The following is a 24,928-nucleotide window of genomic DNA, read 5'->3' as shown; positions in this document are numbered from 1 at the left end:
ATGTTTTATCTCATCAGCCTCTTAGCTTTTGCGCTGTTATTTGGGCTGCGCATGGTTTTAGCACAGCACTACTTTAAACAGCTCCCCTCCAGCTCTGGCCTTGTTTTAAAGGACAGTGATTATACGGTGCTGCAGCCTATTTTGTCCGGAGATGACCGGCTGTCAGACTGTCTGCAGGCTAATCTTGATCATACTCAGAATATGCGCTTCATTTGGCTGGTCGACCAAGATGATAAATTGGCTCAAGATATTTGCCGCAGTATTATAGACAGGCAGGCCAACTCCGATCGGATTCGTCTGATACTGTGTGAAGAGGTGCCTGACAGCCTTAATCCAAAAGTCTTTAAACTGCAAAAAGGATTGAATTTTGTCGACACTGCTTATACAGTCGTTCTGGATGATGACAGTATTATTGATAAGGCTGTTTTACCCCAAATCAAACAGTACAGCAATCAAGCTGATGACTGGCTGGTAACCGGTATCCCTTATAATGATGATAATGAAACCTTTTGGTCAGCTCTTCTGGCAGCCTTTGTCAGCAGCCAATCTCTTTTTACTTACTTTTCAATGGCTGCTCTCAAGAAAAGTCAATCGATTAATGGCATGTTTTATTTTGCTAAAACCGCTACCTTCAAAAACTATCATCTTTTTGAGCGGATTCAGGACTGGCTGTGCGATGATTTAGCCCTGGCTACAGTCTGCCAGTCAGAACATATCAGAATCATTCAGTCCGGACTGTTCTGCCAAGTCCGAACCACTGTCCATTCAGGACGCCATTATCTGCTTCTGCTAAAAAGATGGCTTCTCTTTGCTAATGTTTTTATGAAGCAGGCTGTTTCTTTCCTTTTTTTACTTATCGCTTTTTTCCCCGCTGTTTTGCCATTTTGCTTGCTGGTCAGCAGTCTTTTTTTCGGTTATCAAGAGTGGATATGGGGACTTGTTTTGCTCCTGCTAAAAGCTTCTGTACAGTACCTGTTCCGCCGGCATATTCTGAAAAAAAAGGAAACACTTCTAACGATTGGTTTCGAATGCTTAAACGATTTATTCCTTCCTTTTATCTATCTTTATACTCTGGTAACGGGACCTGTGATTGTCTGGCGGCAAAGAAAAATTCAAGTTATCGATGGGAAGATTCGTTATGTTTAATTTCAGCCATTATAAAAAGCAGCTTGATGAAAGGCAGGGAAGTCTCTTAAACCAGGATAAACTGCTGCTTCTTCTAAGCGGCAGCAGCCAGCTGGAAACGGCTGCCTTAAGCACTGTCCAAAAAGACCTGCTGCAGGAATTAAGTCTGGCAGGTTACAATCCTGTCTTTAGTAATTTTCCCTACCATCAGCAGTTTAAACATGACAAAAACAAAAGCATCTCCCTACTTAAAGCCAGCTGGTCTAATATCCATTATTTTAGGCATACTGTTTTTGACAAAGAGTTTCAAAATACAGTCTGCCGCTTTCTAAAACCTGTCCTGCAGTATCGGGACTGTGTCATCATCACCCAAAGCCAGGGCTTAAATCTTCTGTCTCTCTTGCTGCAGCAGGAAGAATTGATTTACCCTTTAAAAGTATTCGCTCTTGGTCCTGTCGCTTTCAGCCTTCCTGCCCTCCCTCTGCTGGATTTGCATGTCATCAAGAGCCATAAAGATTATTATTCGCGCATTTTAGACCGGCATCAGGTAGAGACTTGGACTGCCGGCAGTCATTTTGACTATCCCAGCAATCCTGATATTAGGAGGATTATTTATGAGCAGATCAAAAAGAATTAAAATAGCCGCGGTTGCTCCGCCTTTCAGCGGCCACCTTTATCCGCTGCTGGGAATGCTGAGACCGCTCTTAAAAAATTCTGCTTACAAGATCCGTGTCTACACCGGTTTAGCTAAAAAGGAGATTACTGCAGCCAGCGGTTTTTCCTGTCAGGTGATTCATGCAGAGGACCCTTATGCCTTTGAACGGATTGCCAACACGGAACGAAAGATTTCTGCTCTGGGAATGTTAAAACAGCTCTCGCAGTATTTAACCATTCTTGAACAGCTGACTGCTGAGCTGGAATGCGCTTTTTCAGACTATCAGCCGGATATCGTGATAGCAGACTTTGTCGCAGCTCCAATTGCCTTACTCCATCAAAAACTGCAGTTTAAATGGATAACAACGATACCCAGTCCGTTTGTTATTGAAAGTACCCGCAGTATTCCCAGCTATCTGGGCGGACTAAGTCCAAAAAACAGCTTATGGGGGGAAGCAAGAGATCTTGTCGGCAGGAAACTGGTTCATTTTTTTAAACTCAGCGCCGCTCTTTACTATCACCGCTGGCTGTCAGCCTATCAATTCAAACTCTACAATGAACAAGGTCTGGAAAACCTTTACTCTCCGGAATCTATCTTGGCTCTTGGCATGAAAGAATTTGAATTTCGTGACGATTTCCCGCCGCAGCTTAAGTGGGCAGGCCCTGCTTATTTGAAAGAGCCGCCCTCTTTGACAGAAAAAATGTGGAAACAGCAATTCACCAAACGGATTTTAGTGACCAACGGCACCCATCTTTTATGGGGAAAAAGAGATATGCTGAAGATCACAGCCGATCTGGCTGCCCGACACCCCCAGATCCAGTTCATTGTCTCACTCGGTCAGAAAGTCTCTGACTTAGCTAAAGAACCTTTAGCCGATAATATCTTTGTCAGAACCTATCTTGATTATGAAACGGTTCTGCCTCAGGTTGATGCGGTTATCCATCATGCCGGAGCAGGTATTGCCTATGCCTGTATCAGACACTGCAAGCCTGCTCTGGCCATTCCCTATGATTATGATCAGCCGGATTATGCCGCACGTTTGGCTTGGTTTGGCGCCGGCCGCCGCCTCAAAAGATCTGACCCGCTTGAGACAATCGACAAGGAATTCACGGCCTTAATAGAAACACGTGACTGGCCGGCTTTAAAAGCACTCTCACAGGCAGCTCAGGCCTACTCCCCTTCTGCTGCTGTGGAAAAAGAAATCAATCGTTTATTAGGAGAAATATGAAAATTTTAGTTACAGGAGCAACCGGCTTTTTGGGACAGTATATTGTCCGTGAATTAGCAGCACATGCTTATCAAATTGTTGCTTTTGGACGCAGGAAAGAGATCGGCAAACAGCTGGAAAGAGAGCACAGCGCACTGACTTTTGTTCAGGGGGACTTAAGACAGCTCTCTGACCTTGAAAAAGCTATTCAAGGCTGTTCAGCGGTTATTCACGCGGGCGCTTTATCTGATCTTTGGGGACGTTGGCAGGATTTTTACGACACCAACGTTTTAGGGACACAGCATATTTTGGAGCTTTGTCAAAAATACCATTGCCAGCGTTTGGTACACATCTCTTCGCCCAGTATCTATGCCAGAGCACAGAATCAGCTGAACCTGACCGAAGACCAGGCTCCTCAGCAGAATAACCTAAATCATTACATAAAGAGCAAACTTTTGGCTGAACAGCTGGTCTTAAAAGCAAAAGATGTCCCAAGCGTTATTTTGCGTCCCAGAGGACTGTTTGGTGTTGGAGACAGCAGTATTATTCCGCGGCTCTTACGCATTAACGACAGTCTAGGCATCCCTCTTTTGCACCAAGGAAAGCAGCTGGTTGATATGACTTGTGTTGAAAATGCTGCCTATGCTGCCAGACTGTGTCTCGAAAAAAAGGCGGCTCTGGGGCAAATTTACAATGTGACTAACGGTGAGCCTCTCCCCTTTAAAAGTTTACTTGAGCTCTTTTTTAGGGAAGCTGGAAAAACAGTACAGTTTCGCCCTTTCAATGCTAAATTATTAGGTGTTTTGGTTAGGCTTCTGGAATTTAGCTACCGTTTCTGCCGCAGTCCCAAAGAACCGCCTCTTACCCGCTATACTTATTATTTACTGGCCTACAGTCAGACCTTGTCTATTGATAAGATTGAGCGCGAACTCGGATACCGGCCCAAATTAAGTCTGCTTGAAGGAGTTCAAAATTATGTCAGACACCATCCAATCTCTTGACTATTTTGCCTGCGGCTCCTGCAGCAATCTGGCACAGCTCTTATTTAAAGCTGTTCCTAAGAAAAAATTTATTTTCCCTGCCGGAGTTTTTCTGATAAAACACCGCATAAAAGGTTACATTTTATACGATACCGGCTACGGATATCCGATTATGTCCAATAAGCTTAAGTATATGCTCTACCGGGCTCCAAACCCGATTGTTTTAAAACCTGAACAGACTGTCTCAAGACAATTAGCAGATAAAGGCATTGCCTCGGAAGCAATCAGCTATATCATTCTTTCTCATTTGCACCCCGATCATATTGGCGATGTCCGCCAGTTCCCGCAAGCACAATTCATTATCACACAAGACTGTTTCGCAGAGTACCAGCGCGGACGGATGCGTTCTTTAATTTTCCGGGAATTTTTGCCCGACGATTTCACAGAGCGTCTGCTGGTGATTCAGCCCCATCTATCAACCCCTGATTTTCCCTTTCTGCCGGTCTACGATCTATTCGGTGACAGCAGCCTGCTTTTGACTGCCTTATCGGGGCATGCCGACGGTCAGTGCTGTCTTTTCCTGCCAGAGAAAGAGTTTTTTATCGCAGCAGATGTCACTTGGGGGATTCCCTTACTGCCCTTAACCAAGCAGATGCGTCTGCTTCCTCGGCTTATTCAAAATGACTTTGGCAGTTACCAAAAAAATGCTGCATTGCTGGAAGAAATAATGGCAGCCGGAATCAAGGTTGCGGTCAGCCATGATCAAGAGAAACGTATAAGGAGTCTGCTGAGATGAAACTGTACTACTTTCTTCAAAGCTTTATCAGCACACGCTGGCTGCAGCACTGGCCTTCCTGCAGTGCTCTGGAGACCTATCAGAAAAAGGCCGTGAACAAACAAATTGCTTATTTCCGGTCTAAGTCACCTTATTTTCAAAAGCATCCTGATTTAACTGATTTTCACATGGACAAGGAGTTTATGATGGCGCACTTTGATGAGCTGAATACGGTCGGGATTAAAAAAGATGATGCTTTTAAAATAGCGATTCAAAGCGAGCGTTTGAGAGATTTTTCGCCAGACTATCAGGGTATTTCAGTCGGACTTTCCTCCGGAACCTCCGGACACCGCGGAATTTTTTTAACCAGTCCTAAGGAACAGGCGGTCTGGGCCGGAACGATTCTGGCTAAACTTCTGCCTAAAGGGTACCTTCTGGGACATAGAGCAGCCTTTTTCTTAAGGGCAAACAATAATCTGTATGAGACTGTACGTTCTCCCTTTATCAAGCTGCATTACTTTGATATGACCCTTTCTCTTGATAATCAGCTTAAGGAGCTGAACCATCTTCAGCCGACTATTTTAATCGCCCCGCCGTCGATTTTAAGCCGGCTGGCTGCTTTTCAGATAGAGGGAAGCTTAAATATTAAGCCGGAGAAAGTTATCTCTGTAGCTGAAATTTTGGAAAAACAGGATCATGATTATATAGCAGCTGCTTTTAGCAAACCGTTCATCCATCAAATTTATCAGGCAACAGAAGGTTTTTTGGGATACAGTTGTGACTGCGGCCGCCTGCATCTCAACGAAGATGGTATTAAGTTTGAAAAACAGTATATTGATGATAAGCGTTTTTATCCTATCATTACTGATTTCAAGCGGCAGTCACAGCCCTTTATCGCCTATCATTTGAATGATATTTTAGTCGACAGCAGTGAAAGCTGTCCCTGCGGCTCCCCTTTACAGGTTATCGAAAAAATTGAGGGTCGGTCTGATGATATTTTTTACTTTAAAAACAGTAAAGGAAAGGATGTTATCATCTATCCGGACTTTATCAGGCGTTGCTTTCTCTTTTCAGATCACATCAGAGAATACCAGGTCTTTCAGCTTTCTGAGCAGGAAATCGCTGTCGCCGTTAAAAATTTAACGCCAGCCATTAAGCAAGAGCTCCAGAAAGAGTTCAACTGCCTGTTTGCCAGTGCAGATATCCATGACGTTCAGCTGCGCTTCATTGTTTATGAGCCTCCTAAGGAGCAGAAATTAAGGCGGGTATGCTGTCTGATTTCTAAACCTTTTACACTCATTTCAGATTGACCTAAAGGGCAGAAAAAAACCATCATAGAAAACATAAGTGAATGACGACTATGCCTGTTTCTATGAGTATGACCTGACCGCAGAATCTGATGGCAGCGATTAGACTCCTATTTTTGCTGTGAGCTTTAAACGGGCTTTGTATCTTGTGAATTGAACACGCCCTAAACGCTGCAGGAAAAGCATGGTCAAATATAGAACTGATTTCACCGTTAGGCAGCCGTAAACGTCTGAAGGCTTTGCAGTCTTTACAGCCTGACGCACCCTTCTAGCCGTTCTGGCAGGGGTGCGTCTGCGAAATCAGAGATTTCGGACTTACCGTCATTTTCCTTTTGCGTTTTTTACGGGCTTTGTATCTTGTGAATTGAACACGCCCTAAGCGCTGCGGGAAAAAGATGGCTGTCAGCGTGATGCTTAGGCATCACTTGCCATCCCCTATTTTCCTTTTGCGTTTTTTACGGGCTTTGTATCTTGTTTATTATAAGGAGATTTTATGAGAAAAGTATTTTTGCAAGGATATGGGACGGCTTTGCCAAAGCAGACTGTTCATTTTGGCAAGCAGACCCGGTATCGAATCAGTCCAGACGAAAACCAATTGGACCTTGCGGTTCAGGCAGCCAGAAACGCCCTAACTAATGCCAAAATGACAGTTGAAGATATTGACTGTATTGTGTCCGCCAGTGCAGTTGGCATTCAGCCGATCCCTTGTACGGCTGCCTTAATTCACGAGCAGCTTGCCAAGGGGACAGATATACCGGCACTTGACATCAATACGACCTGCACCAGTTTTATTACAGCTTTGGATCTCATATCTTACCCGCTTGTAGCAGGGCGTTATCATAATATACTGATTGTCTCCAGTGAAGTCGGTTCTCTTGCCCTAAATCCGAAGCAAAAAGAAAGTTTTGAACTCTTCAGCGACGGAGCAGCAGCAATGATTTTCGGTCAAAGACAGGGCAGCCAAAGCGGTATTATTGACAGCATACAAAAGACATGGTCAGAGGGAGCCCATGCCACAGAAATTCGCGCAGGACTGTCTGCTGTTCATCCTGAAATATACTCCGAAGCCACTAAAGAAGAGTTTATGTTTGATATGAAAGGAAAACAGATCTTAAGCCTCAGTGTCAAAAAACTTCCTCAGCTGTTTCACCATTTTCTAACTAAAAACGGTATGACAGCTGCAGACTTAGACTTTGTTATTCCCCATCAGGCCAGCAGGGCCATGCCTTTGGTTATGGAAAAATTAGGAATTAAACCCCAGCAGTTTATCGATTTAATCTCCGAATACGGCAATATGGTTTCTGCTTCCGTTCCTTTTGCCTTTTGCCAAGCCTTAAGAAAGAAACGCATCCAAAAAGGTGATAAGGTACTGTTAATGGGGACAGCTGCCGGCTTAACAACAAATATGCTTTTGCTGCAGCTGTAAATATTTATCGAGGCTTTTATCACTATCTCTCACAGTAAAAAAAACAGGCTCCTCTTTACCAAATAGGTAAGAAGGCCTGTTTTTTTACTGTCATATATTTTATATAGCCATGCATTTTGGCCGCAGATAGCTGCACTTATTTTCTGCTTATCTGTATTCAGCCGGAAAAGCTGGGAACCCATTGCTTTTCTGATTCCTTTTTGCTGCCAAAGCTGGCGGTCAGCTCCCCTTTTTGCAGGATATAGGGAGAGGCTGCCTTTAAAAAAACAGATTTTCTGGTGTAAGGAGACAGATCCAGACTCCTGTTTAGGCTGTAAAGCGTAAAACGGTAGCGATGTGTCTGGCCAAAGGGCGGTTTGGGGCCGGCATAACAATGCCAGCCGTAGGCCAGCCCTTGTTTAGCATGACCTAGTTCTGCTACTGTTTTTCCCTTAGGAATCCCTGAAGGGATAGCTGCTCTCGCCGGAATGTCCCAAATCAGCCAATGTGTAAACTCTTTTTTGAGCGGATGATTCAAATCCTCTAAAGTTAAGGCGAGTGTCTCAGCCTGCGGATCTAAATTTTTTAGATGAAATTCTGGTGATATATTCTCTCCTCTGCCGGTATAGATAATTGGAAATTCTCCGCCCTCTTCGATACCGGCACAAGAAAATAATAAGCGTCCGACTGTCATCCCGCAACTCCTTACAACAAGATACAAAGCCCGTTTAAAGCTCACAGCAAAAATAGGAAAACTGACGAAGAAACTTCAGTTTCTAGGAAGTTTTATCTTTTTTGCAAAGAGCTTAGGGCGTGTTCAATTCACAAGATACAAAGCCTGCAGACGGCAGCTGTCAGGAGGTTATCAAAGACAAGGAAGAGGCTGCCGGATTTTCAGACTTATTTTGTTCATTTCTATCCTTTCCTATGAGTTTACCATATTTTCAACAGACTGGCAGAGAATAACTGTTGAAGAAATCTTCTTTTTTCATTTCAAAAACAGGCCTGTAAGAAAGCCTGTTTTTTACTATCATTCATCTATAAAACATTGCTTGTCTTTCAGAGAAGATCAGCACTGTCAGTCTTTTGAGGCTGCTTTGGTTCTGAATGTTAAGCTCTCTTTAGCAAAATTCAGCCGCAGCTCATACTTACCATCTGCATTTTTAGCAATATAGCCCAGCTCCTCCAATGCCTGCACAAAAATGTCCGGCCTTTTCTGGGGAACGGCTGACCGCCGGCTGAATTTTAAGAGAAAAGCTGTTATATATTTCAGTGCATACTCCTGATTCACATCTCCAAGCACGGCATAAAGAGGCTGTAAACTATCGGGCAAAGGCAGGGAACGGCGCAAGGCATAAAAATAATTAGCCAATGTTGCTTCAGTGCGAAAAAGATCCGTCTCTTCCAGCAGAACAGCCTGATTGGTCTGATTGGTTAAAGCGGTTGTAAAAGTCTTTGTCAGTAATTCCTGGTAAAGCGGACTTTCCGTATCAACAAAGAGCATTTTGTCTAAATCAACAGTCTGACTGTCTGTTGCTAAAGGGAGCGTTAGGCTGTAACGCCGGTCTTTGCGAAGCAGATAACCGGCCTGCACGTAATCTTCAATAAAGCGATCAATGGACCTAATGGTCGGAAAAGTCTGTTTAATCTGCCGCAGTGTGACCGTTTTATTGGGATAGAGCCAGTTAACCAAGTCCTGAAAAAAAGGCTGACGGGTTAGTTTATCAGGATTAACAATTTTAATCATAATCGTATTCCAGTTCCAGCAAAAAAGACAGTTTCTGCTGCGGTATGATAAATCAGTTTTAACTGCCTGCATCATACTGCCTCAGACTGTCAGTTTAACTTTTAGCCGCCAAAGCTTGCGGTCAGCTGCGGAATCACCTGTTTCTTACGGGACACTGCCCCAGCCAAAAAGGCATGATGGTTTTCCAGTTTAAAATCAAAAGCAGCTTCTACCTTATCCATATGTGAGCCGAGCGCTAAAATTTCTGAATTGGAATTGATGATATCGGTAATCATCAAAACAAAATCCGAATAGCCGTTGGCTGCATTAGTTTCTTGGATAGCCTGTTCAATCTCTTTCTGCCGATCAAGCACTTCAGCAATATCCACTGTATTGACTTGAGCAACTCTGACTTGATTGCCGTTCAGTGTAAAGCTTTTAGCATCAATTGCAATCAATTCTGCAGCGGACTTACTGGAAAGATCAGTCCCCGCTTTCAGCATAGCCAGACCGTATTCTTCCAAATCCACTCCGGCCAGTTCAGCCAGCTCCTCTGCGGCTGCCTTATCAGTTGTATGTGTTGTCGGTGATTTTAACAGCAAGGTATCAGAAATTAGGCCGGACAGCAGCAGACCGGCTATAGCTTTAGGAACAGCTACTTGATTTTCCTTAAACATCCGATAGACGATTGAAGAGGCTGAACCAACCGGCTCCAGCCGCATAAACAGGGGATTGGCTGTTTCAAAATTAGCGACACGATGATGATCCACCACTCCGATAACATCAACATCTTTAATATCCGCAACCGATTGCTGGAATTCATTATGATCTGTTAAAATTACCTGCTGGGCACCCGCTTCTTTAGCAGAAGCAATCACCTGCGGCGCCGGAACGCCAAAGTAATCCAAAACAAAAGCGGTTTCCTCATTAGGAGTGCCTAAAGCCGCCGCTTCTGCTTCTAAACCGTAAGCTTCTTTAGCCAAATAGGCAAAGGCTACAGCTGAGCCGATAGCATCAGAATCCGGATTCTGATGGCCGAAAACGAGAATTTTTGACATGTCTGTACCTCTTAAATATTATTTCTTCTCAATTTTAGCAAAATTTAAGCTTTATCGCAATGTCATTCTAAAAAAGCAAAGGGTTTCCACTAATTAAATGCTCCCTTATCTTTTTAATACATTAAAAAACGTTTAAGAATTAAAAATTTAAAACAAGAAGGCAGCTGCTGACAATACTGCTGCCTATGGTTTTTATCAGGAATTAAAAACTCTGTCTCTTAGCTTTCCGCTTGGAACGTCCTTGAGACTGGGCTGCTGCCCGGCGCTCTTTGCGCCTTTTTTCATTGGCCTGCCGCTGAATTTTCTTTTTATAACCTGGTTTGATTTTCTTCTTTTTCTTTTTGATCAGACCGATCATTTCAGTATCCAAAGGCTGGTAAGACGGTTTGCGGTGCAGACGCCGGTCGCGGTCATAGGTATTTTGGAAATAGCCGTCTTTTAAAACTTTGGGCACAAAGCGGATACCCATTTTTTCTAGCTCCCTGATATCAGAGTCATCATCCGGCTGATACAATGTAATGGCGATTCCCGGCAAGCCGTTGCGTCCGGTACGGCCGACACGGTGTATAAAAAAGGACAGATCCTGAGGAATCGCGTCATTAATCACATGACTGACACCTCCAATATCAATTCCGCGGGCAGCAAGGTCTGTTGCAACAATATAATCAAAATCAAGTTTTTTAACCTGATTCATAATCCGCCTGCGCTCGCGGGGAGCGACACCGCCGTGGAGTTTAGCAGCCTTTACGCCATTATTTGTCAGATAAGCGTGCAGGTCTTCTGCACGTTCTTTAGTATTGACAAAGATAATAGCCAGATAGGGGGAAAGAGCCTTTGTAATTTTTAATATCTGAGTGTTTTTTTCCCGCCCCTTAGTTGACAGCAGCCAATTGTCGATACTATCTGCAATGACCGATTCAGAGGCAATCTTTTCTATAACCGGGTTAGCCAGGTATTTTTTTAAAAAAGGCTGGAGCTTTTGCGGAATAGTTGCCGAAAACACAAGAATCTGCACTTCTTTAGGCAATGCAGCAGCAATTTTATCAACTGTATCTAAAAAGCCCATATCCAAGGTCATATCAGCTTCGTCCACAACAAAGGTCTGGGTCTTGTGAATCACCAGGGCTCCCGACTGCAGGAGATCATAGATACGCCCCGGTGTTCCAATCACGATATGAGGCTGACTTGATTTAAGCTTTTCAAGCTGCCGGAGCTTATCGGTTCCGCCAACATAATGAGCGATCCGAATATCAGACTGTGAATGAGCAGCAATCTGTTTTGCTGCCTGCAAAATTTGATAGGCTAATTCCCGGCTGGGCACCGTGATAACAGCCTGAACAGCTGCAGTGTCAGGGTTTAGTTTTTCAAAAATCGGTAAGAGAAAGGTATGTGTCTTACCCGACCCCGTCTGAGACTCTCCAACCAGATCGACTCCGGATCGAATGACAGGTATCAGTTTTTCCTGAACAGCTGTCGGCTCCTGAAAATCCAGTTCATCTAGGGCTTCCTGAATAAAAGCGCTGAAATTAAATTCCTTAAATAACATCATTTACCTCAATTTCTTCACTTTTTATTATAGCATTAAACATTGGCTTTGAGCAAAACCTAAAAAGCCGAAAATGGAAAAGTTCTCCCTTTTTGATATAATTTTAAAAGACTAGCAAGAACTGTTTGAGAAAGCTTGTGCCTTATTAAAGAAACCAGAATCGATTTGAGCCGCACCCTTCTAGTCGTCTTGGCAGGAATGCGCATTTTATATAAAAAATTCGGCCAGCTTTACCGCGATTACAGTCGGCAGACACGGCGCTGGCTCTAAATTTCCTTACTTAATTAAACAGAAAAAGAAAATCAATTTTCTTCTGACACTGACCGAAACGGTTCCAAAAATGACTGTACTGCTATAAGGTCAAGACCACCCGTTTTCACGGGTGGTCTTGACGACTTCTACAGATATAAAATAGCTAAAGTCAGGAGGCTGGCTGCAGCACCTAGGCCCCACAAAAAGGCATCAACCTGCCATTCGCTCCATTTTGACGCTTTGCCGGTCAGACCGCCTAATTCCAAGTGATGGTGAAAGGGGGTCATAAGAAAAATGCGTCTGCCTTCGCCAAATTTCTTTTTGGTGTATTTGAAGTAGGAAACTTGCAGGATAACAGAGCTGGTTTCAATGACATAGACAATGCCGATGATAAGCAGGGTCCATTCCTGACGCAGAGCAATTGAAATAGTGGCCAGCATAGCTCCTAAAGCTAAGCTGCCGACATCACCCATAAACACTTTGGCCGGCTTATGGTTGAAGACGAAAAACCCAAGAAGGGCACCAATCATCACCAGAATAATCAAAAGAACATCAACCTGTCTTTGCACATGAGCAATAACAGCATAGGTCGCCAGACTGATGACAACCGAGATGGAGGCCAATCCGTCAATCCCATCTGTCAGATTGACCGCATTGGAAAAGCCGACAAGCCAGAATAGAACAAAAAATACGTAGATAAGACCTAAATGCAGGTTAAATCCAAAAACATTGAGCGCATCTGTTCCGCTGGGACGCACATGGAGAAAATAAAAGATTAAGCCGCCAATAATTTGCAGAAGCATTTTTTGCCAGGGGGTCAGCCCCTCATTAATCTGCTTGAAGATTTTTAAAAAGTCATCTAAAAAGCCGATTAAGCCATAGATAAAGACGACAGATAAAATACCAAAAGTCGCTCCCATGCCGCCGCCGTTTTTAGCAACCAGAAAGAAGCTGGCTATTAAACTGACACAGACAGCAACCAGCAGGAATACCGTTCCTCCCATAGTCGGAGTTCCCGCTTTTTCAAGGTGCTGCTTAACATCCTCATGCATCTGCTGGCCATTAATTTTTTTGAGCTGATAAAAACGGATAAAATAAGGCATAATAAGCACTGTCAGTATAAATGCTGCTGCACCTGCCACTATACTTAAAAACATATTATTCTCCTAAAGTGATGGTGATTTTTTTAATATCATCAATATTGGCATCAATATCAACATTTTGTTTGATGACGGTCCCCGAGTCGGATCCTCTGTATTTAATCTTTATACCGGTCCACTTAGCAAAAGTCTCTACATTGGCCTTAGTCCAGCCGTACATATCCGGTACTTTCTCAAGATGATTTGTCAAAAGCAGAATTTGTTCATTTTCTGCTAAATTAGAGCCGATTTTTTTGGATACTTTGCTGATTTTGCTGCCGGTTCCCAAGACAACAGGATGGACCAAATTTCGTCTCAGTTCTTCTGCTGTTTCTCCTGGGTTCTTACCTATAATATCATCCAGATGGTATTCTGTTTGCTGAGCAGTCTCATTGGCTGCCGGTGCTAGCAGAGTATCGCGCATTAAAACAGCTTCTTCCAAGACAGGATTGACAACGTCTTGCCAATACAGAGCTGAAAAACGCTCTTCCGGCTGCTGCAAGGTCACATACATGACAAACTCCGGATCTTCTGAAGGCAGCATGGCTACGACAGAATAAATGTAATCATTAGATCCTGTCATATAGCCGCTCCCGTCCTCTGCAGCAATTTGGGCTGTCCCTGATTTCACAGCAACTGATTCATTGCCTACTTGGATAATCGGACCGTTTGAATAGAGCGTTCCGTAGTAAGGGTCGGTGCCGACAGTTACCATATAATCTCTGGTCTGTCTGGCTGCTTCAGCAGAAACCGGATTGCCGACCACCTCAGCTGAGGCACTGCGGCTGGTATCAGTATTGGGATCGTAAAGCTTACTGATAAACTGCGGTTCAACCATGACACCATCGTTGGAGACAGAGGTAAAAGCCCGCAGCATTTGGGTTTGGGTTGTTGCTATCCCTTGGCCGAAAGCACTCATGGCAATCGTCACAATATTATCCGATGGCAAAAGTCCCGTTGCTTCATTCCCCATGCCAAAACGGGTCGGATAGCCAAAACGGAATTTAGAAAGGTAATTGAGCCATTTATCGTTGCCCATCTTCTGCTCCAGCATGGTCATGCCGACATTACTGGAGTAAGCAAAGCCCTGAGCCATAGTCATGTACTGTCCGGTAGAAGATCCTTCATTAATGGCCCAGTCCTGAATGGTTGCATCTGCAATAGTCAGACCTTCACTGTTGCTGTAACTTTCAGAAGGATTGAAAACGCCTGAATCAATAGCAGAAGCCAAGGTCATCACCTTCATGGTCGAACCGGGCTCATAGTTGCTTTGATATAGCAAAGTATTCCAGGTTTTAAGGTTCCCCTCATCATAACCTTCCAGTGTGCTGGGATTGTAAGTCGGCCTTTGTGAAGTTGCCAGAATTTCTCCTGTCTTAGCATTAATGAGAGTTGCACTGGCATAAACACCCTTAGCTTCCGCCTGAAAAACATCCATCTGAGTCTCAAGATAAGTCTGAATCGGTTCAGATAGTGTTGTGTAAACATCTTTTCCGTTAACTGCCTCTTTGACAGTCGTTCCGGTTCCAAGCAGTGTATTGCCGTTTTTATCTTTTTCGTAGGTTACAGTCCCGTCTTCTCCGGATAAAATATCATTCAAACTGGCTTCAAGACCGGATGTTCCGATAAGGCTTTTGGTCCCGTCCTTGTTTTCATGGAGCTGAGCGACTCCGATAAACTGAGAAGCAAAAATCCCGTTTTTATACATCCGTCCGGGGCTTGTTGTAAAAGCAATACCTTCTATACCAGCTTCCTGCATAGCAGCTGTAATAGCCGACATTGTACTGTAAGAAATCCCTGAACCTTTGGTTCCGAAGCTGACCTGAAAGACTTTTTTCTGCCGCAGCTGACTTAGTACCTCTTCTTTATCCATACCCAGCTGCTGATTAAAAATCTCAGCAACCTGGTCGTATTGTGAAGACTGTACATACAGTTTTTCTCCGGTAGAGGAAATGTAGGACTTATCTATGATGGCATAAACGCTGTAGGTGGTTGAATCTTCGGCAATGGGATTGCCGTTGCGATCATAAATTGTTCCGCGTTTAGCCTGCACGGTAACAGTTGTCTGATAAACGTCCCTTGCTTTTTCAGAGAGATTTTCCCCAAATTTTTTATCTGTTCCGATTATAATGACAAAATTAATAATAAAAACAAAAAAAATGAAAATCGCCAGAATCATCAGGTTTTGCCCTACCCGTTCACGGTTCTGCCGCGGCCTTTTGCGGTCACTGATAACGTAACCTAAAAAGCGATTCTGCCACTTCTTAAAAAATTTTCGCATTGATTACTTTACCTCAGAAATGTTAGCATTTTCAGAATTTAAGCCTGATTCTGTCGCAATTTGGACAATGCGGTCGCGGCCGCTCAGTTCGGCAACTTCCTGCTTAGCGTTGTTTAATTCTGTTTCCTTATCATTAATCTGACTGTTTAATTGAGTGATTTCCTGCTGAACCTGAAGATTACGGCTCTGCAGGTAAACAATACTGACAGCCATTGTAATGGCCGTCAGAATAATGGCACCATAAAAGACCTTTTCAATTCTTGAAAAAGTGCGAATACGTTTTTGCAGGACATTTGTCACTGCCTCGGTTCGTTTTTCATTAGTCATAGTTTTTTTCACTTATTTTTCTGATAACTCGGAGTTTAGCCGAATGGGCACGGTGATTCATTTCAAGTTCCTGATCGCTGGGTAATACCGGTTTGCGGTTAACCAATTCAAATTTAGGCTGCAGACTTTCAGGAATAACAGGCAGTCCTTTAGGTACATTGACAGCAGCTGCCTCCCTAAATAGCTGTTTGACGATACGATCCTCTAAAGAATGGAAAGTTATCACAGCAATCCGGCCATCTGGCTTCAGTAAATCCAGCGCTTGTTTCAGAGAAGTTTCTGCAGCCCTAAGCTCATCATTTACTTCAATACGGATGGCCTGAAAAATTTGCTTAGCCGGATGGCCTTTTTTCTTGAGCTCCTTGGCAGGCTTAGCAGCTTTAATCAGTTCAACCAGCTCACCAGTTGTCGCAATCGGCTTTATTTGTCGGGCCGACTCAATCTTTCGGGCCACTTGTTTGGCAAACTTATCTTCACCATAGCGAAAGAAGAGGCGGACTAAATCGTTATAGGCATAATGGTTGACAACGTCATAAGCGGACAGCTCCTGCTCTTGATTCATACGCATATCAAGGGGAGCATCCTGCTTATAGGAAAAGCCCCTCTTGCTTTCGTCCAGCTGCGGACTGGACACTCCTAAGTCATAAAGGACCCCATCGACAGCTGTTTGCCCGTACTGCCTGAGGCAGAAGCTAAGGTTTTTAAAATTATCCTTAATCAGGCGGACCTGTCCTGTTTCAATATAAGAATGCAGGCGGATTTTTGCCTGATCTATCGCTTTCTGATCCTGATCGAAAGCATAGAGCCGCCCTTGACTGCTGAGCTGTGACAGTAAATAGCTGCTGTGCCCTGAGCCTCCTAAAGTCGCATCAACGTAGACGCCATCAGGCTTAACTGCAAGCATGTCAACAGCCTCATGCAGAAGTACAGTCTTATGATAAAAATCATTTGTCATAACTTTTATTATAGCATACTTTATATGGTTTAGAAAATGAAAATCAGGATGATAAAAACGGCCCTTCCTTTCCGTATGAAGGCCGTTTTTTTGAATTGCCGGCTAGGAGAGCCGTCTCTAAAAGATTACTGACGGACCTGTCCTTCTCCGTTGATATAAAATTTAGTACTGGTCAGAGCTTCCAGACCCATCGGTCCTCTGGCATGCATCTTTTGCGTTGAGATACCGATTTCGGCTCCCAGACCAAAAACAAAACCGTCAGTAAAACGCGTTGAAGCATTGACATAGACAGCAGCTGAATCTACCTGATCTTGGAAACGTTCAGCATGAGCCAGATCTTTGGTAATAATCGCCTCAGAATGGTGGGAACTGTAGGTATTAATCCAGTCGATTGCTTCTTGGAGACTGTCAACCGTCTTAACAGACATGATATAGTCCAAGAATTCTGTCGCGTAATCGTCCTCACTTGCAGGAACCGATTGCGGCAAATAGGCCCGCGCACGCGTATCAGCCCGCCATTCAACCGGCTGAACTGCATCCATGGCAGCTGCCAGTTTAGGTAAAAAGCTTTCAGCGACAGAACTGTGCACAACTAAACTTTCAGCCGCATTGCAGACACTGGGACGCTGAGTTTTGGCATTGATTACAATGTTCACGGCCGTATCTAAATCCGCAAATTCATCGACAAAGATATGGACATTCCCGACACCGGTTTCAATAAAAGGCACCTTTGCCTTGCTTTTTACAGTCTGAATCAGTCTGGCACTGCCTCTGGGAATCAGAACATCAATATAATCGACAGCCTCCATTAATTCCTCAGCTACCGCATGGCTGGTGTCTTCAACCAGCTGGACCGCATTCTCATCGATACCTGACTGCGATAGGGTCTGACGGATGACCTGCACCAAAGCGGTATTTGAGCATATAGCATCCCGTCCTCCCCGCAAAATAATGGCATTGCTAGTCTTAAAAGCCAAGCTGAAAGCATCAACAGAAACATTGGGCCGGCTTTCAAAAATCATGGCAATGACACCCAGCGGAACACGCTTCTGAACAATCTTCAGACCATCCAAATTGGTATAGCCCCGCACGACCTGTCCTATAGGATCTGCTAAATCAGCCACCTGACGGACGCCTTGGGCTATATCAGCAATACGTTCATCGTCTAAACGAAGCCGATCGATCATAATATCTGAAATGCCATTCTCCTTAGCCTTAGCTAGATCACGTTTGTTTTCAGCTAAAATATAAGCAGCTTGATCTAACAAAGCCTGTGCAACATCCCTTAGAACAGCATTTTTCTGCGCCATCCCCAGCTGCATAAGACTATGACCGGCCTGTCTGGCCCCTCTGCCTAGTTGCTCAATATAAGTCATAATACCACTCCTTCAACTATTAAAATAAGCATAGCTTTACAGCAAATCGTACATGCATCAGCGCTTTCTTATCTGGTCTGGGCAAACCAAGTGCCTAATTCTGCTCCATCCAAAACACGCAAGATATCCCGAGGATTTTTGCCATTCATCAAAATCATCTGACTATGATTTTCAAAAACAATCTGGGCACTTTGGATTTTACTAATCATACCGCCTGTCCCAAATCGGCTGCCAACACCGCCGGCTGATTTGATAATCTCCTCTGTAATGGCAGTGACATGCGACCGAAGAGCTGCATCCTCATAAATCGTCGGGTTCTTATCAAAAAGTCCGTCAATGTCTGACAGCATGATAAGCAGGTCGGCCTTAGTGATACCTGCAACAATGGCTGATAAACGATCATTGTCCCCGAACTTGGTGGCATGATCCATCTCATCCACGCTGATGGCATCATTCTCGTTGACGATAGGGACAATCCCCATGGCAATCAGACTCTCAAAGGCATTTGTTACATTGCCCAGACTTTCTGGAAACTCTATGACATCCCGTGTTAATAGAATTTGAGAAACAGCTGTCTGGTAATGAGAAAATATTTGAGAATACAAACTCATCATTGCGACCTGACCGACACTGGAGACCGCCTGCTGTTTAGCAAGATTTGCAGGGCGCTTAGGAAGGTCAAGAACATTCAGCCCAAAGCCCATCGCCCCTGAGGAAACCAGAATCACTTCCATACCTTTATTGGTCAGACTGGCTATCACAAAAGCCAGCTGATCAATTTTTTCAAGATTAATTTTCCCAGTCGGGAGCACCAGCGAGCTAGTTCCGATTTTGATAACAAGACGCTTTACATGACCAAAATTTCTTTTCATAATAAAAATTATAGCATATTTTTTTAGTTCTGCCCGCCCTTCTTGATATCTTGACAAGAAAAAACAATCCGCTTTTCTCATCATAAGCCGGATTGTTTTTTGAGGGTCTAATTTGAAAGCTTCCGCCAAAATGTTCGAATAAGATGATACTGCAGGAGACCGGCCAAGAGCAAAATTAAAATAATAATAGACAGGCTGACAGCTGAGGAATTAAACGCTAAGCTTAGAACAAGAGCTATAGCAATGGTTATAAGCCCCAGAAAGAAGTCAAGCAAAGTCAGGACAACTACCAAAAACCGGCTGCTGCTTCTCTGAAAAAGCTGACTGATATCCTGCCAATTTAAAAGGAGATTGTTATAGTCTCGCCGGTACATGAACTGCCCCTGAATAAAGGTTGCTAAGAGAAAACCCAGCACAAAAAAGAAAGCGATGAAAAAACTGATTTTCGGTAAAAAGAGCAAAAACAGCAAGAAAAAGAGAAGCGGCACGCTAACCTGAACTGCCCACAGTACCAAAAATTTCTGCCAAATAAAGTCCTTAAATTTCAGCGGCAAAGCTTTAAAAAAGGGAAAATTTTCCTTCTCCAAAGACATTCCGACAGCTAAAAGCGAGGTCGGCATAACACAGCTGATTCCGGCCACTACTCCGGCCAGTATAGCAAGCCCGCTATAATCAGCTGTCAGGAAATCTGCGGAAACGATTCTGCCTAGGAGATAGGGGATTGAAAAAATGGCAAAAAAGGTCAGCGGCAGCAGAAAGGAATTAATCAGTAAGGCGGCATTTTGTATTATGGTCATCAGATGGTGCCGGATTAAAAGCTGCCGGCTGGACAAATCCTTGAAAGGTTTATTCTTTTTAGAGATTTGTTCTTGATTTTGGTAAAGGCTGTCCTCAAAATAGCGGGGAATGGCTTTCCCTACCAAATAGATAAGCAGAAAGAACACTGCAAGCAAAGGCAGCCAGTAATGAAGCAAACTGGCTGAACTAAAAGGATCCTGCACAACATCATAAAATCCTCTGAAATAAGGATAAATAAAATAAGGGTCAGAAACCCTAGTCAAATTTCCGCTGCTGTCAACCAGAGGCTGCTGGTTGACAATAAAAAGATAAAACACAAGTCCTAAAGAAACAAATGCTGTCAGAGACATCAAAATAGTGAAATTTAATTTTTTCAGCCGGCTTCTGGCAATTCTCCGACCGACAAAACTGTTAATAACAAGCGATAAGACCATGCAGCTTATAAAAATCACTGCGAAATTGACAGCAGCAACTAAAAGTGCTAAGGGCGGGGTCAGAAGCTGCCAGTAAGCCAACACAAATATCAGCAGGATGGTCATCAAAGGCATTAAACTGAGACCCAACGAAGCCAGAATTTTTGCCAGGAAGAGCTCACCGGCTTTTACGGGCAGATGGGCATAGAGCTTGACATCATTGCTTTGATAAAAGACAGCATACATAGTTGAAAAGGAAAATGCAAAGGCCATCAAACCGTATAGGGCTAAATGAAAGGAGAAAAGACTGGGCAGGCTGATAAAGTCTAAGTCAGTGAAGTTCAGTCTAGTAATGTAGATAAAGTTGAAAAACGTAAAAAAAACAGTCAATAGCCCCTGCTGCCAGAGAAGTCCCTTGTAGACCGAAAAAGATTCCTTGGTTTTTTGCTTTTGTTTATTTCTTAATTTGATAACACTTTGAGGATCAGAATAAAGAAGATTGACCTTAAACAGTTCCCATACAGTTGACCACCTCATCTGCTCACCTCTGTTTCTGCTTGATGTCCGGCTAGTTTAAGATAAATAGCCTCCAGATCCTGACCGGGATACTGCTGCTTTAATTCCTCCAGACTGCCGACAAAAATCAGCTTTCCTTTTTTTAAAATACCGATGCGGTGGCAGAGCTGTTCAGCAACCGACAGGACATGGGTTGAAAAAAGTACCGTTTTGCCATTTTTAGCATGTTCCCGCATCATTTCCTTTAAATCAAAAGAGGTCTGAGGATCGAGACCGGTCAGAGGTTCATCTAGAACCCAGATATCCGGATCGGAAATAAGGGCACCGATAATAATGGCTTTCTGCCGCATCTCCTGTGAAAAACTGCTAAGCGTTTCATTTTTTTGCTCACTTAAATCAAACAGCTGGCTGAGTTTTTCAAGCCGTGCTTCTAAATTATTTTTAGGTACTTCATAGAGATGGGCTAAAAAATGCCAATACTCGTTAGCTGTCAGATTAAGAAAAACATCCGGCGAATCAGGAACGTAGCCGATCTTTTTTTTGATATTATCACGATTGCTGCTAAGTAAGAGGTCATCAACATAAAGTTCACCCGAGGTCGCTTCAACAATAGAAGTCAAAATACTGAAAGCAGTCGTCTTGCCAGCACCCTTATGACCGATAAGCCCGAAAATCTCACCGTCTCTTATCTGTAAATTAAGGCTGCAGAGCGCCTCATTTTCTCCGTATAATTTAGAAACCTGTTTAAACTCAATCATTTTTATCTCCTTACACCTGTTATATTGTCTCCAAAATCTGCTGCAGATTAATAATAGGCCTAGGCAATGCAGCCTGTTTATCCAACGTATAGTGGAGTAATTCTTTTTTCAAATGGTAGGCTGATGAAAAAACATTTTGAAATTTAATCAGTTCATTTGAAGCGGACAGCAATGCCTTCGCCAAAACCGGATCCGAACGAACCTCTTCTTTAGCATATGCCAGCTCAATGGCATGATACAATTTGAGACAATCCTTATCCATAACCTCTCCCCTTTATCACAAAAACAACCCATTTAACTTTTGTATTATTATCATAGTACAGTTTTTTAGTTACAATTGCAATACAGTTCTTTTTCTTTTGTATCAAATTCCCCCTAAAATCTCTATATAAAAAACTTTCAACAAAGCATACAGCAAAAATTGCTGAAAACATTGTTGAAAGTTTGGTAAGCATCACTAAAATCAATTTATGAGTTTGCTTTCTTTGCTGGAGACATCCCGAAAAGTCAGACCCGCCTCTGGTTCAAATCCAAACTGCAAATTAATCTACGTTTTTTTGTTTCCCTTGGTGAGCACCCAGCTTGCAGCTATCACTAACAGAACAAAGACTAAGATCCCCAGAATAAGAGCTGGAGCCCCCGCATTCCCTAACTGTCCTAAAAACCAGCCTGGAATTAAATAATCAGTATCCGCAAATGTTGAAGCAGCCATCTGCAGACTTCCTAATAAAGGAAGGATTGCCAAAGGAAGCCAGCTCAGCAACAGACTGTTAAATGCTGCACCTAAAACAGCACCTCTGCGTCCTCCTGCAGCATTACCGTAAATTCCTGCTGCAGCACCGCAAAAGAAGTGACCGACAACACCAGGAATAATGACTGTTGTCCTAAGAGCAATCATGATAAACATTGAGAGTGTTCCGACAAAGAAACTAACAAAGAAGCCAATCAAAACTGCATTAGGAGCGTATGAAAAAATAATAGGAACATCAAGTGCCGGTTTAGAGTTTGGTACCCACTTTTGTGCAATTCCCTGAAAAGCCGGGACAATCTCCGCTAAAACCATCCGTACCCCTTGCAAAACAACCACAAAACCAGCTGTGAATGTACCAGCTTGAATCAATGCAAATACAATAGCATTGGTCCCATCACTCAAATGATTTTCAACGTAAGCAGGGCCACAAGCCAAAGCCAGAGCAATATAAACAAGACTCATCAGCAGCATAATTGAAATTGTTGAATCACGTAAAAAGCCAAAAGCTTTAGGAATAGTAATATCTTCTGTTGATTTTGATTTATCTCCAAGCATTCTTCCAATCCAACCTGAAAATGCGTAGCCAATATTACCAGTATGGCCCATAGCTACCTTATCGTTGCCAGTAATTTCTCTCATAAAAGGCTGGCATAAAGCTGGTGTTACAGTCAGAAGTGTTCCTTCAAAAAGACCTCCCAAAAGAACTGTTATTAAGTCTGTTTTAAACCCAGAACTAAGAAGAACAACAGCTGTGATACAAGAGACATAAAGCATAGCTTGTCCGGTTAAAAATATATATTTAAAGCGGGTAAAGCGTGCCAAAAGGATGTTGACAAGCATTCCAACCAACATAATCAAGGCAGTTAATGTCCCATATTCTTCTAGAGCAAGAGCAACAACAGCTTCATTGCTCGGCACTACCCCTTGTGTTCCTAAAGCATTCTGAAACATATCAGCAAAAGGAGTCAAAGAGTTACTAATAATTCCTGCACCTCCAGTCAAGACCAAAAAGCCGACTAAGGTTTTAACCGTTCCTGCTATAATTTCTGAGGTTTTCTTTTTTTGTGAAATCAGACCAATTAGCGCAATTAAAGAAATAAGTATCGCTGGTTGACTAACCACTGAAACGAATAAGTTCAAAATACTTCCCATCATATCTTACCTCTGCTTCTATTTCTTTTAATCGTGAGAAATCCCGTTTTTGTCCAACACTTCAATTAGTTTTTCTTTAATTTCATCAGCGTCAATAATAGAATCTAAAGCAACAATTTTATCTTCTGATAAACTCATCAAGGCTGGAACCAGTGTTTTTTCTGCAAAAAAATAATCTGCCATTGCCTCGCTAACGGAACCAGAATCTGTGTGATCCACAGAGAAATCCGCTAAACTAACTCCAAGTTCCTGAAGTGCATTTTGAATATTCATTTCAACCATAAAACTGGTCCCTAAACCACTTTGACATACTGCTACAAATTTCATAATATTCCTCCTCATAAGATACAAAGGCCATTTAAATCCGTGTTTTTACTAGGATTTTAGGACGTGTTCAGTTCTACTAAGATACAAAGACCGCAAAAAGAGTAAAGTAAAAATGACGGTAAGCCAGAAATCTCTGATTTTGTCTGCACATCTCTACCAAGAAGACTAGAAAGATGTGCAAAGTGTTACCTTCTAAGCCATTTTAATAAGTGATGCAAGACCAAAACGCAGTAGCCTAATGGCCTTTTATCTGCTTTTTAAACTTTAAAATATCTACTGGACGATGCGGGACGGCGAACGCTATCGAAAAAACGTTCTGTCCCACTCCCAGATGGCTAGTCATAGCCATCCATACTGTTAGAGTAAGTTAGACACTAACTAATCCCCTGTTTACTTTGCTCAAATCTTCGGCCTGTTATCAATTTTCTCCAACTATATTGGTTATATCTTCCACAGTATCAGCTGTCATAATAGCTGTCAGTTTTTTCTTATCAGACAGAATTTTTGTCAAACTTGACAGAGCCTGTAGATGTGCTGTATTATCATTAGCCGCTAAACAGACAAATAAGCGGATTTCTCGATTAGGATCATCAAGTAAATAAACCGGTTGTTCTAATAGAAGCAAGGCCAGACCCAGTTCTTTCACCCCCTCTTCCGGTCTGGCATGAGGCAAAGCGATTCCTTCACCTATATGGATAAAAGGCCCGAATTCTTTAACTTTATTTATCATCGCCTCAATATAAGAATCGGTGATTTTTCCTTCAGTCAGCAACGGCTGGGCTGATAAACGAATCGCTTCCTCCCATGTCAGTTTTTCATGACTGATTTGTATGTAGTTTTGAGTCAATAATTCTGATAACATCTCATCACTCCTCGTAAAATAAGTTTATGGGGATTTTCAATCCCAAGTGTTAACAATTTTATAGCTTGACTATTGCAAGGTTTTCCAGAACAATAGAGTCATGGAATGGACTCATGGTTGTTTCTTTCTCTCCTTGTTGCTTAGACTTCATTTTAAAGTCTGTTACCCAAGCCTTGTCCCTACTTCCAACACACTAGCTGTTTCCACGACACTCACTTCTGTACCTAGTAGGGTACATGCGGCAGCTGAGCCAGTGACTAGAATTCTCTTATGCGAGGCTGTTGGTACAAGGTGTTTCTGGGGAACCTTACAGTAGTCAAGAAAACTTCCAAATCCAATTGAAAGGAGACCTTCCAAATGAAATG

The 24,928-nt window shown here is 43.0% G+C and carries 23 protein-coding genes; 7 read left to right on the top strand and 16 right to left on the bottom strand.

All coding sequences use genetic code 11. The annotated features are described in order from the left end of the window. The 7 genes from AB3329_RS05735 to AB3329_RS05705 all read left to right on the top strand — a co-directional run bounded on the left by AB3329_RS05735 (position 1) and on the right by AB3329_RS05705 (position 7,475). On the top strand, positions 1 to 1,146 hold the full coding sequence (locus AB3329_RS05735; protein WP_368394793.1) for a glycosyltransferase: 1,146 nt from the start codon (positions 1 to 3) through the stop codon (positions 1,144 to 1,146). Further along, positions 1,139 to 1,762 carry a hypothetical protein gene (locus tag AB3329_RS05730; protein ID WP_368394791.1) on the top strand — a complete coding sequence of 208 codons (624 nt, stop codon included), beginning with the start codon at positions 1,139 to 1,141 and terminating at the stop codon, positions 1,760 to 1,762. Before AB3329_RS05735 ends, AB3329_RS05730 begins: the two co-directional genes overlap by 8 nt. Next, entirely contained in the window at positions 1,740 to 3,008 is a 1,269-nt protein-coding gene (locus AB3329_RS05725; protein WP_368394789.1) for a nucleotide disphospho-sugar-binding domain-containing protein, read from the top strand. Before AB3329_RS05730 ends, AB3329_RS05725 begins: the two co-directional genes overlap by 23 nt. Then, entirely contained in the window at positions 3,005 to 3,988 is a 984-nt protein-coding gene (locus AB3329_RS05720; protein ID WP_368394787.1) for an NAD-dependent epimerase/dehydratase family protein, read from the top strand. The genes AB3329_RS05725 and AB3329_RS05720 overlap by 4 nt, the downstream gene beginning before the upstream one ends. Next, positions 3,963 to 4,763, top strand: a complete 801-nt coding sequence (locus tag AB3329_RS05715; RefSeq protein ID WP_368394785.1) for an MBL fold metallo-hydrolase — start codon at positions 3,963 to 3,965, stop codon at positions 4,761 to 4,763. Before AB3329_RS05720 ends, AB3329_RS05715 begins: the two co-directional genes overlap by 26 nt. After that, positions 4,760 to 6,052: a F390 synthetase-related protein gene (locus tag AB3329_RS05710; RefSeq protein WP_368394784.1), complete on the top strand. Its 1,293-nt coding sequence runs from the start codon at positions 4,760 to 4,762 to the stop codon at positions 6,050 to 6,052. Before AB3329_RS05715 ends, AB3329_RS05710 begins: the two co-directional genes overlap by 4 nt. 490 nt (positions 6,053 to 6,542) lie before the next feature. Continuing rightward, positions 6,543 to 7,475 carry a 3-oxoacyl-[acyl-carrier-protein] synthase III C-terminal domain-containing protein gene (locus AB3329_RS05705; RefSeq protein WP_368394783.1) on the top strand — a complete coding sequence of 311 codons (933 nt, stop codon included), beginning with the start codon at positions 6,543 to 6,545 and terminating at the stop codon, positions 7,473 to 7,475. Between the two features lie 157 nt (positions 7,476 to 7,632). Here the strand turns inward: AB3329_RS05705 and AB3329_RS05700 are convergent, their stop codons facing one another. The 16 genes from AB3329_RS05700 to AB3329_RS05625 form a co-directional block, all read right to left on the bottom strand. After that, positions 7,633 to 8,148, bottom strand: coding sequence for a YbhB/YbcL family Raf kinase inhibitor-like protein (locus AB3329_RS05700; RefSeq protein ID WP_368394781.1), 516 nt, complete (start codon positions 8,146 to 8,148; stop codon positions 7,633 to 7,635). 384 nt (positions 8,149 to 8,532) lie between these two features. Then, positions 8,533 to 9,201, bottom strand: a complete 669-nt coding sequence (locus tag AB3329_RS05695; RefSeq protein ID WP_368394779.1) for a DUF1803 domain-containing protein — start codon at positions 9,199 to 9,201, stop codon at positions 8,533 to 8,535. 101 nt (positions 9,202 to 9,302) lie between these two features. Then, positions 9,303 to 10,238, bottom strand: coding sequence for a manganese-dependent inorganic pyrophosphatase (locus AB3329_RS05690; protein WP_368394777.1), 936 nt, complete (start codon positions 10,236 to 10,238; stop codon positions 9,303 to 9,305). A 202-nt stretch (positions 10,239 to 10,440) separates the two neighbouring features. Then, entirely contained in the window at positions 10,441 to 11,784 is a 1,344-nt protein-coding gene (locus tag AB3329_RS05685) for a DEAD/DEAH box helicase (protein ID WP_368394855.1), read from the bottom strand. 398 nt (positions 11,785 to 12,182) lie between these two features. Then, a complete protein-coding gene (gene mraY, locus AB3329_RS05680; protein ID WP_368394776.1) occupies positions 12,183 to 13,193 on the bottom strand; it encodes a phospho-N-acetylmuramoyl-pentapeptide-transferase in 1,011 nt (336 codons plus the stop codon). Between the two features lies 1 nt (position 13,194). Then, the gene (pbp2x, locus tag AB3329_RS05675) at positions 13,195 to 15,456 is read right to left on the bottom strand and encodes a penicillin-binding protein PBP2X (protein WP_368394775.1); all 2,262 of its coding nucleotides are present in this window, start codon (positions 15,454 to 15,456) and stop codon (positions 13,195 to 13,197) included. Between the two features lie 3 nt (positions 15,457 to 15,459). Then, entirely contained in the window at positions 15,460 to 15,783 is a 324-nt protein-coding gene (gene ftsL / locus AB3329_RS05670; RefSeq protein ID WP_368394773.1) for a cell division protein FtsL, read from the bottom strand. Next, positions 15,776 to 16,738 carry a 16S rRNA (cytosine(1402)-N(4))-methyltransferase RsmH gene (gene rsmH, locus AB3329_RS05665; protein WP_368394772.1) on the bottom strand — a complete coding sequence of 321 codons (963 nt, stop codon included), beginning with the start codon at positions 16,736 to 16,738 and terminating at the stop codon, positions 15,776 to 15,778. Before rsmH ends, ftsL begins: the two co-directional genes overlap by 8 nt. 125 nt (positions 16,739 to 16,863) lie before the next feature. Beyond that, entirely contained in the window at positions 16,864 to 18,114 is a 1,251-nt protein-coding gene (locus AB3329_RS05660; RefSeq protein WP_368394770.1) for a glutamate-5-semialdehyde dehydrogenase, read from the bottom strand. Positions 18,115 to 18,182: 68 nt separating this feature from the next. Continuing rightward, the gene (gene proB, locus AB3329_RS05655) at positions 18,183 to 18,986 is read right to left on the bottom strand and encodes a glutamate 5-kinase (RefSeq protein ID WP_368394769.1); all 804 of its coding nucleotides are present in this window, start codon (positions 18,984 to 18,986) and stop codon (positions 18,183 to 18,185) included. A gap of 107 nt (positions 18,987 to 19,093) precedes the next feature. Next, positions 19,094 to 20,734 carry a permease-like membrane multi-spanning protein gene (locus AB3329_RS05650; RefSeq protein WP_368394768.1) on the bottom strand — a complete coding sequence of 547 codons (1,641 nt, stop codon included), beginning with the start codon at positions 20,732 to 20,734 and terminating at the stop codon, positions 19,094 to 19,096. Continuing rightward, positions 20,731 to 21,471: an ABC transporter ATP-binding protein gene (locus AB3329_RS05645; RefSeq protein ID WP_368394767.1), complete on the bottom strand. Its 741-nt coding sequence runs from the start codon at positions 21,469 to 21,471 to the stop codon at positions 20,731 to 20,733. Before AB3329_RS05645 ends, AB3329_RS05650 begins: the two co-directional genes overlap by 4 nt. Before the next feature lie 19 nt (positions 21,472 to 21,490). Beyond that, on the bottom strand, positions 21,491 to 21,733 hold the full coding sequence (locus AB3329_RS05640) for a bacteriocin immunity family protein (RefSeq protein WP_368394765.1): 243 nt from the start codon (positions 21,731 to 21,733) through the stop codon (positions 21,491 to 21,493). A 285-nt stretch (positions 21,734 to 22,018) separates the two neighbouring features. Further along, positions 22,019 to 23,374 (bottom strand): PTS ascorbate transporter subunit IIC, encoded by a 1,356-nt coding sequence (gene ulaA, locus AB3329_RS05635; protein ID WP_368394854.1) that lies wholly within the window; start codon positions 23,372 to 23,374, stop codon positions 22,019 to 22,021. Between the two features lie 27 nt (positions 23,375 to 23,401). Next, complete coding sequence (locus tag AB3329_RS05630) at positions 23,402 to 23,701, bottom strand: PTS sugar transporter subunit IIB (RefSeq protein ID WP_368394763.1); 300 nt, start codon at positions 23,699 to 23,701, stop codon at positions 23,402 to 23,404. Positions 23,702 to 24,119: 418 nt separating this feature from the next. Beyond that, on the bottom strand, positions 24,120 to 24,563 hold the full coding sequence (locus AB3329_RS05625) for a PTS sugar transporter subunit IIA (protein WP_368394761.1): 444 nt from the start codon (positions 24,561 to 24,563) through the stop codon (positions 24,120 to 24,122). Positions 24,564 to 24,928 lie beyond the last annotated feature (365 nt).

This window comes from Streptococcus huangxiaojuni, assembly GCF_040930515.1.
In the GTDB taxonomy this organism is placed as follows: Bacteria; Bacillota; Bacilli; order Lactobacillales; family Streptococcaceae; genus Streptococcus; species Streptococcus huangxiaojuni.
Note: the sequence above shows the minus strand (reverse complement) of the source record. Positions and strands in the feature narration are given on the sequence as shown.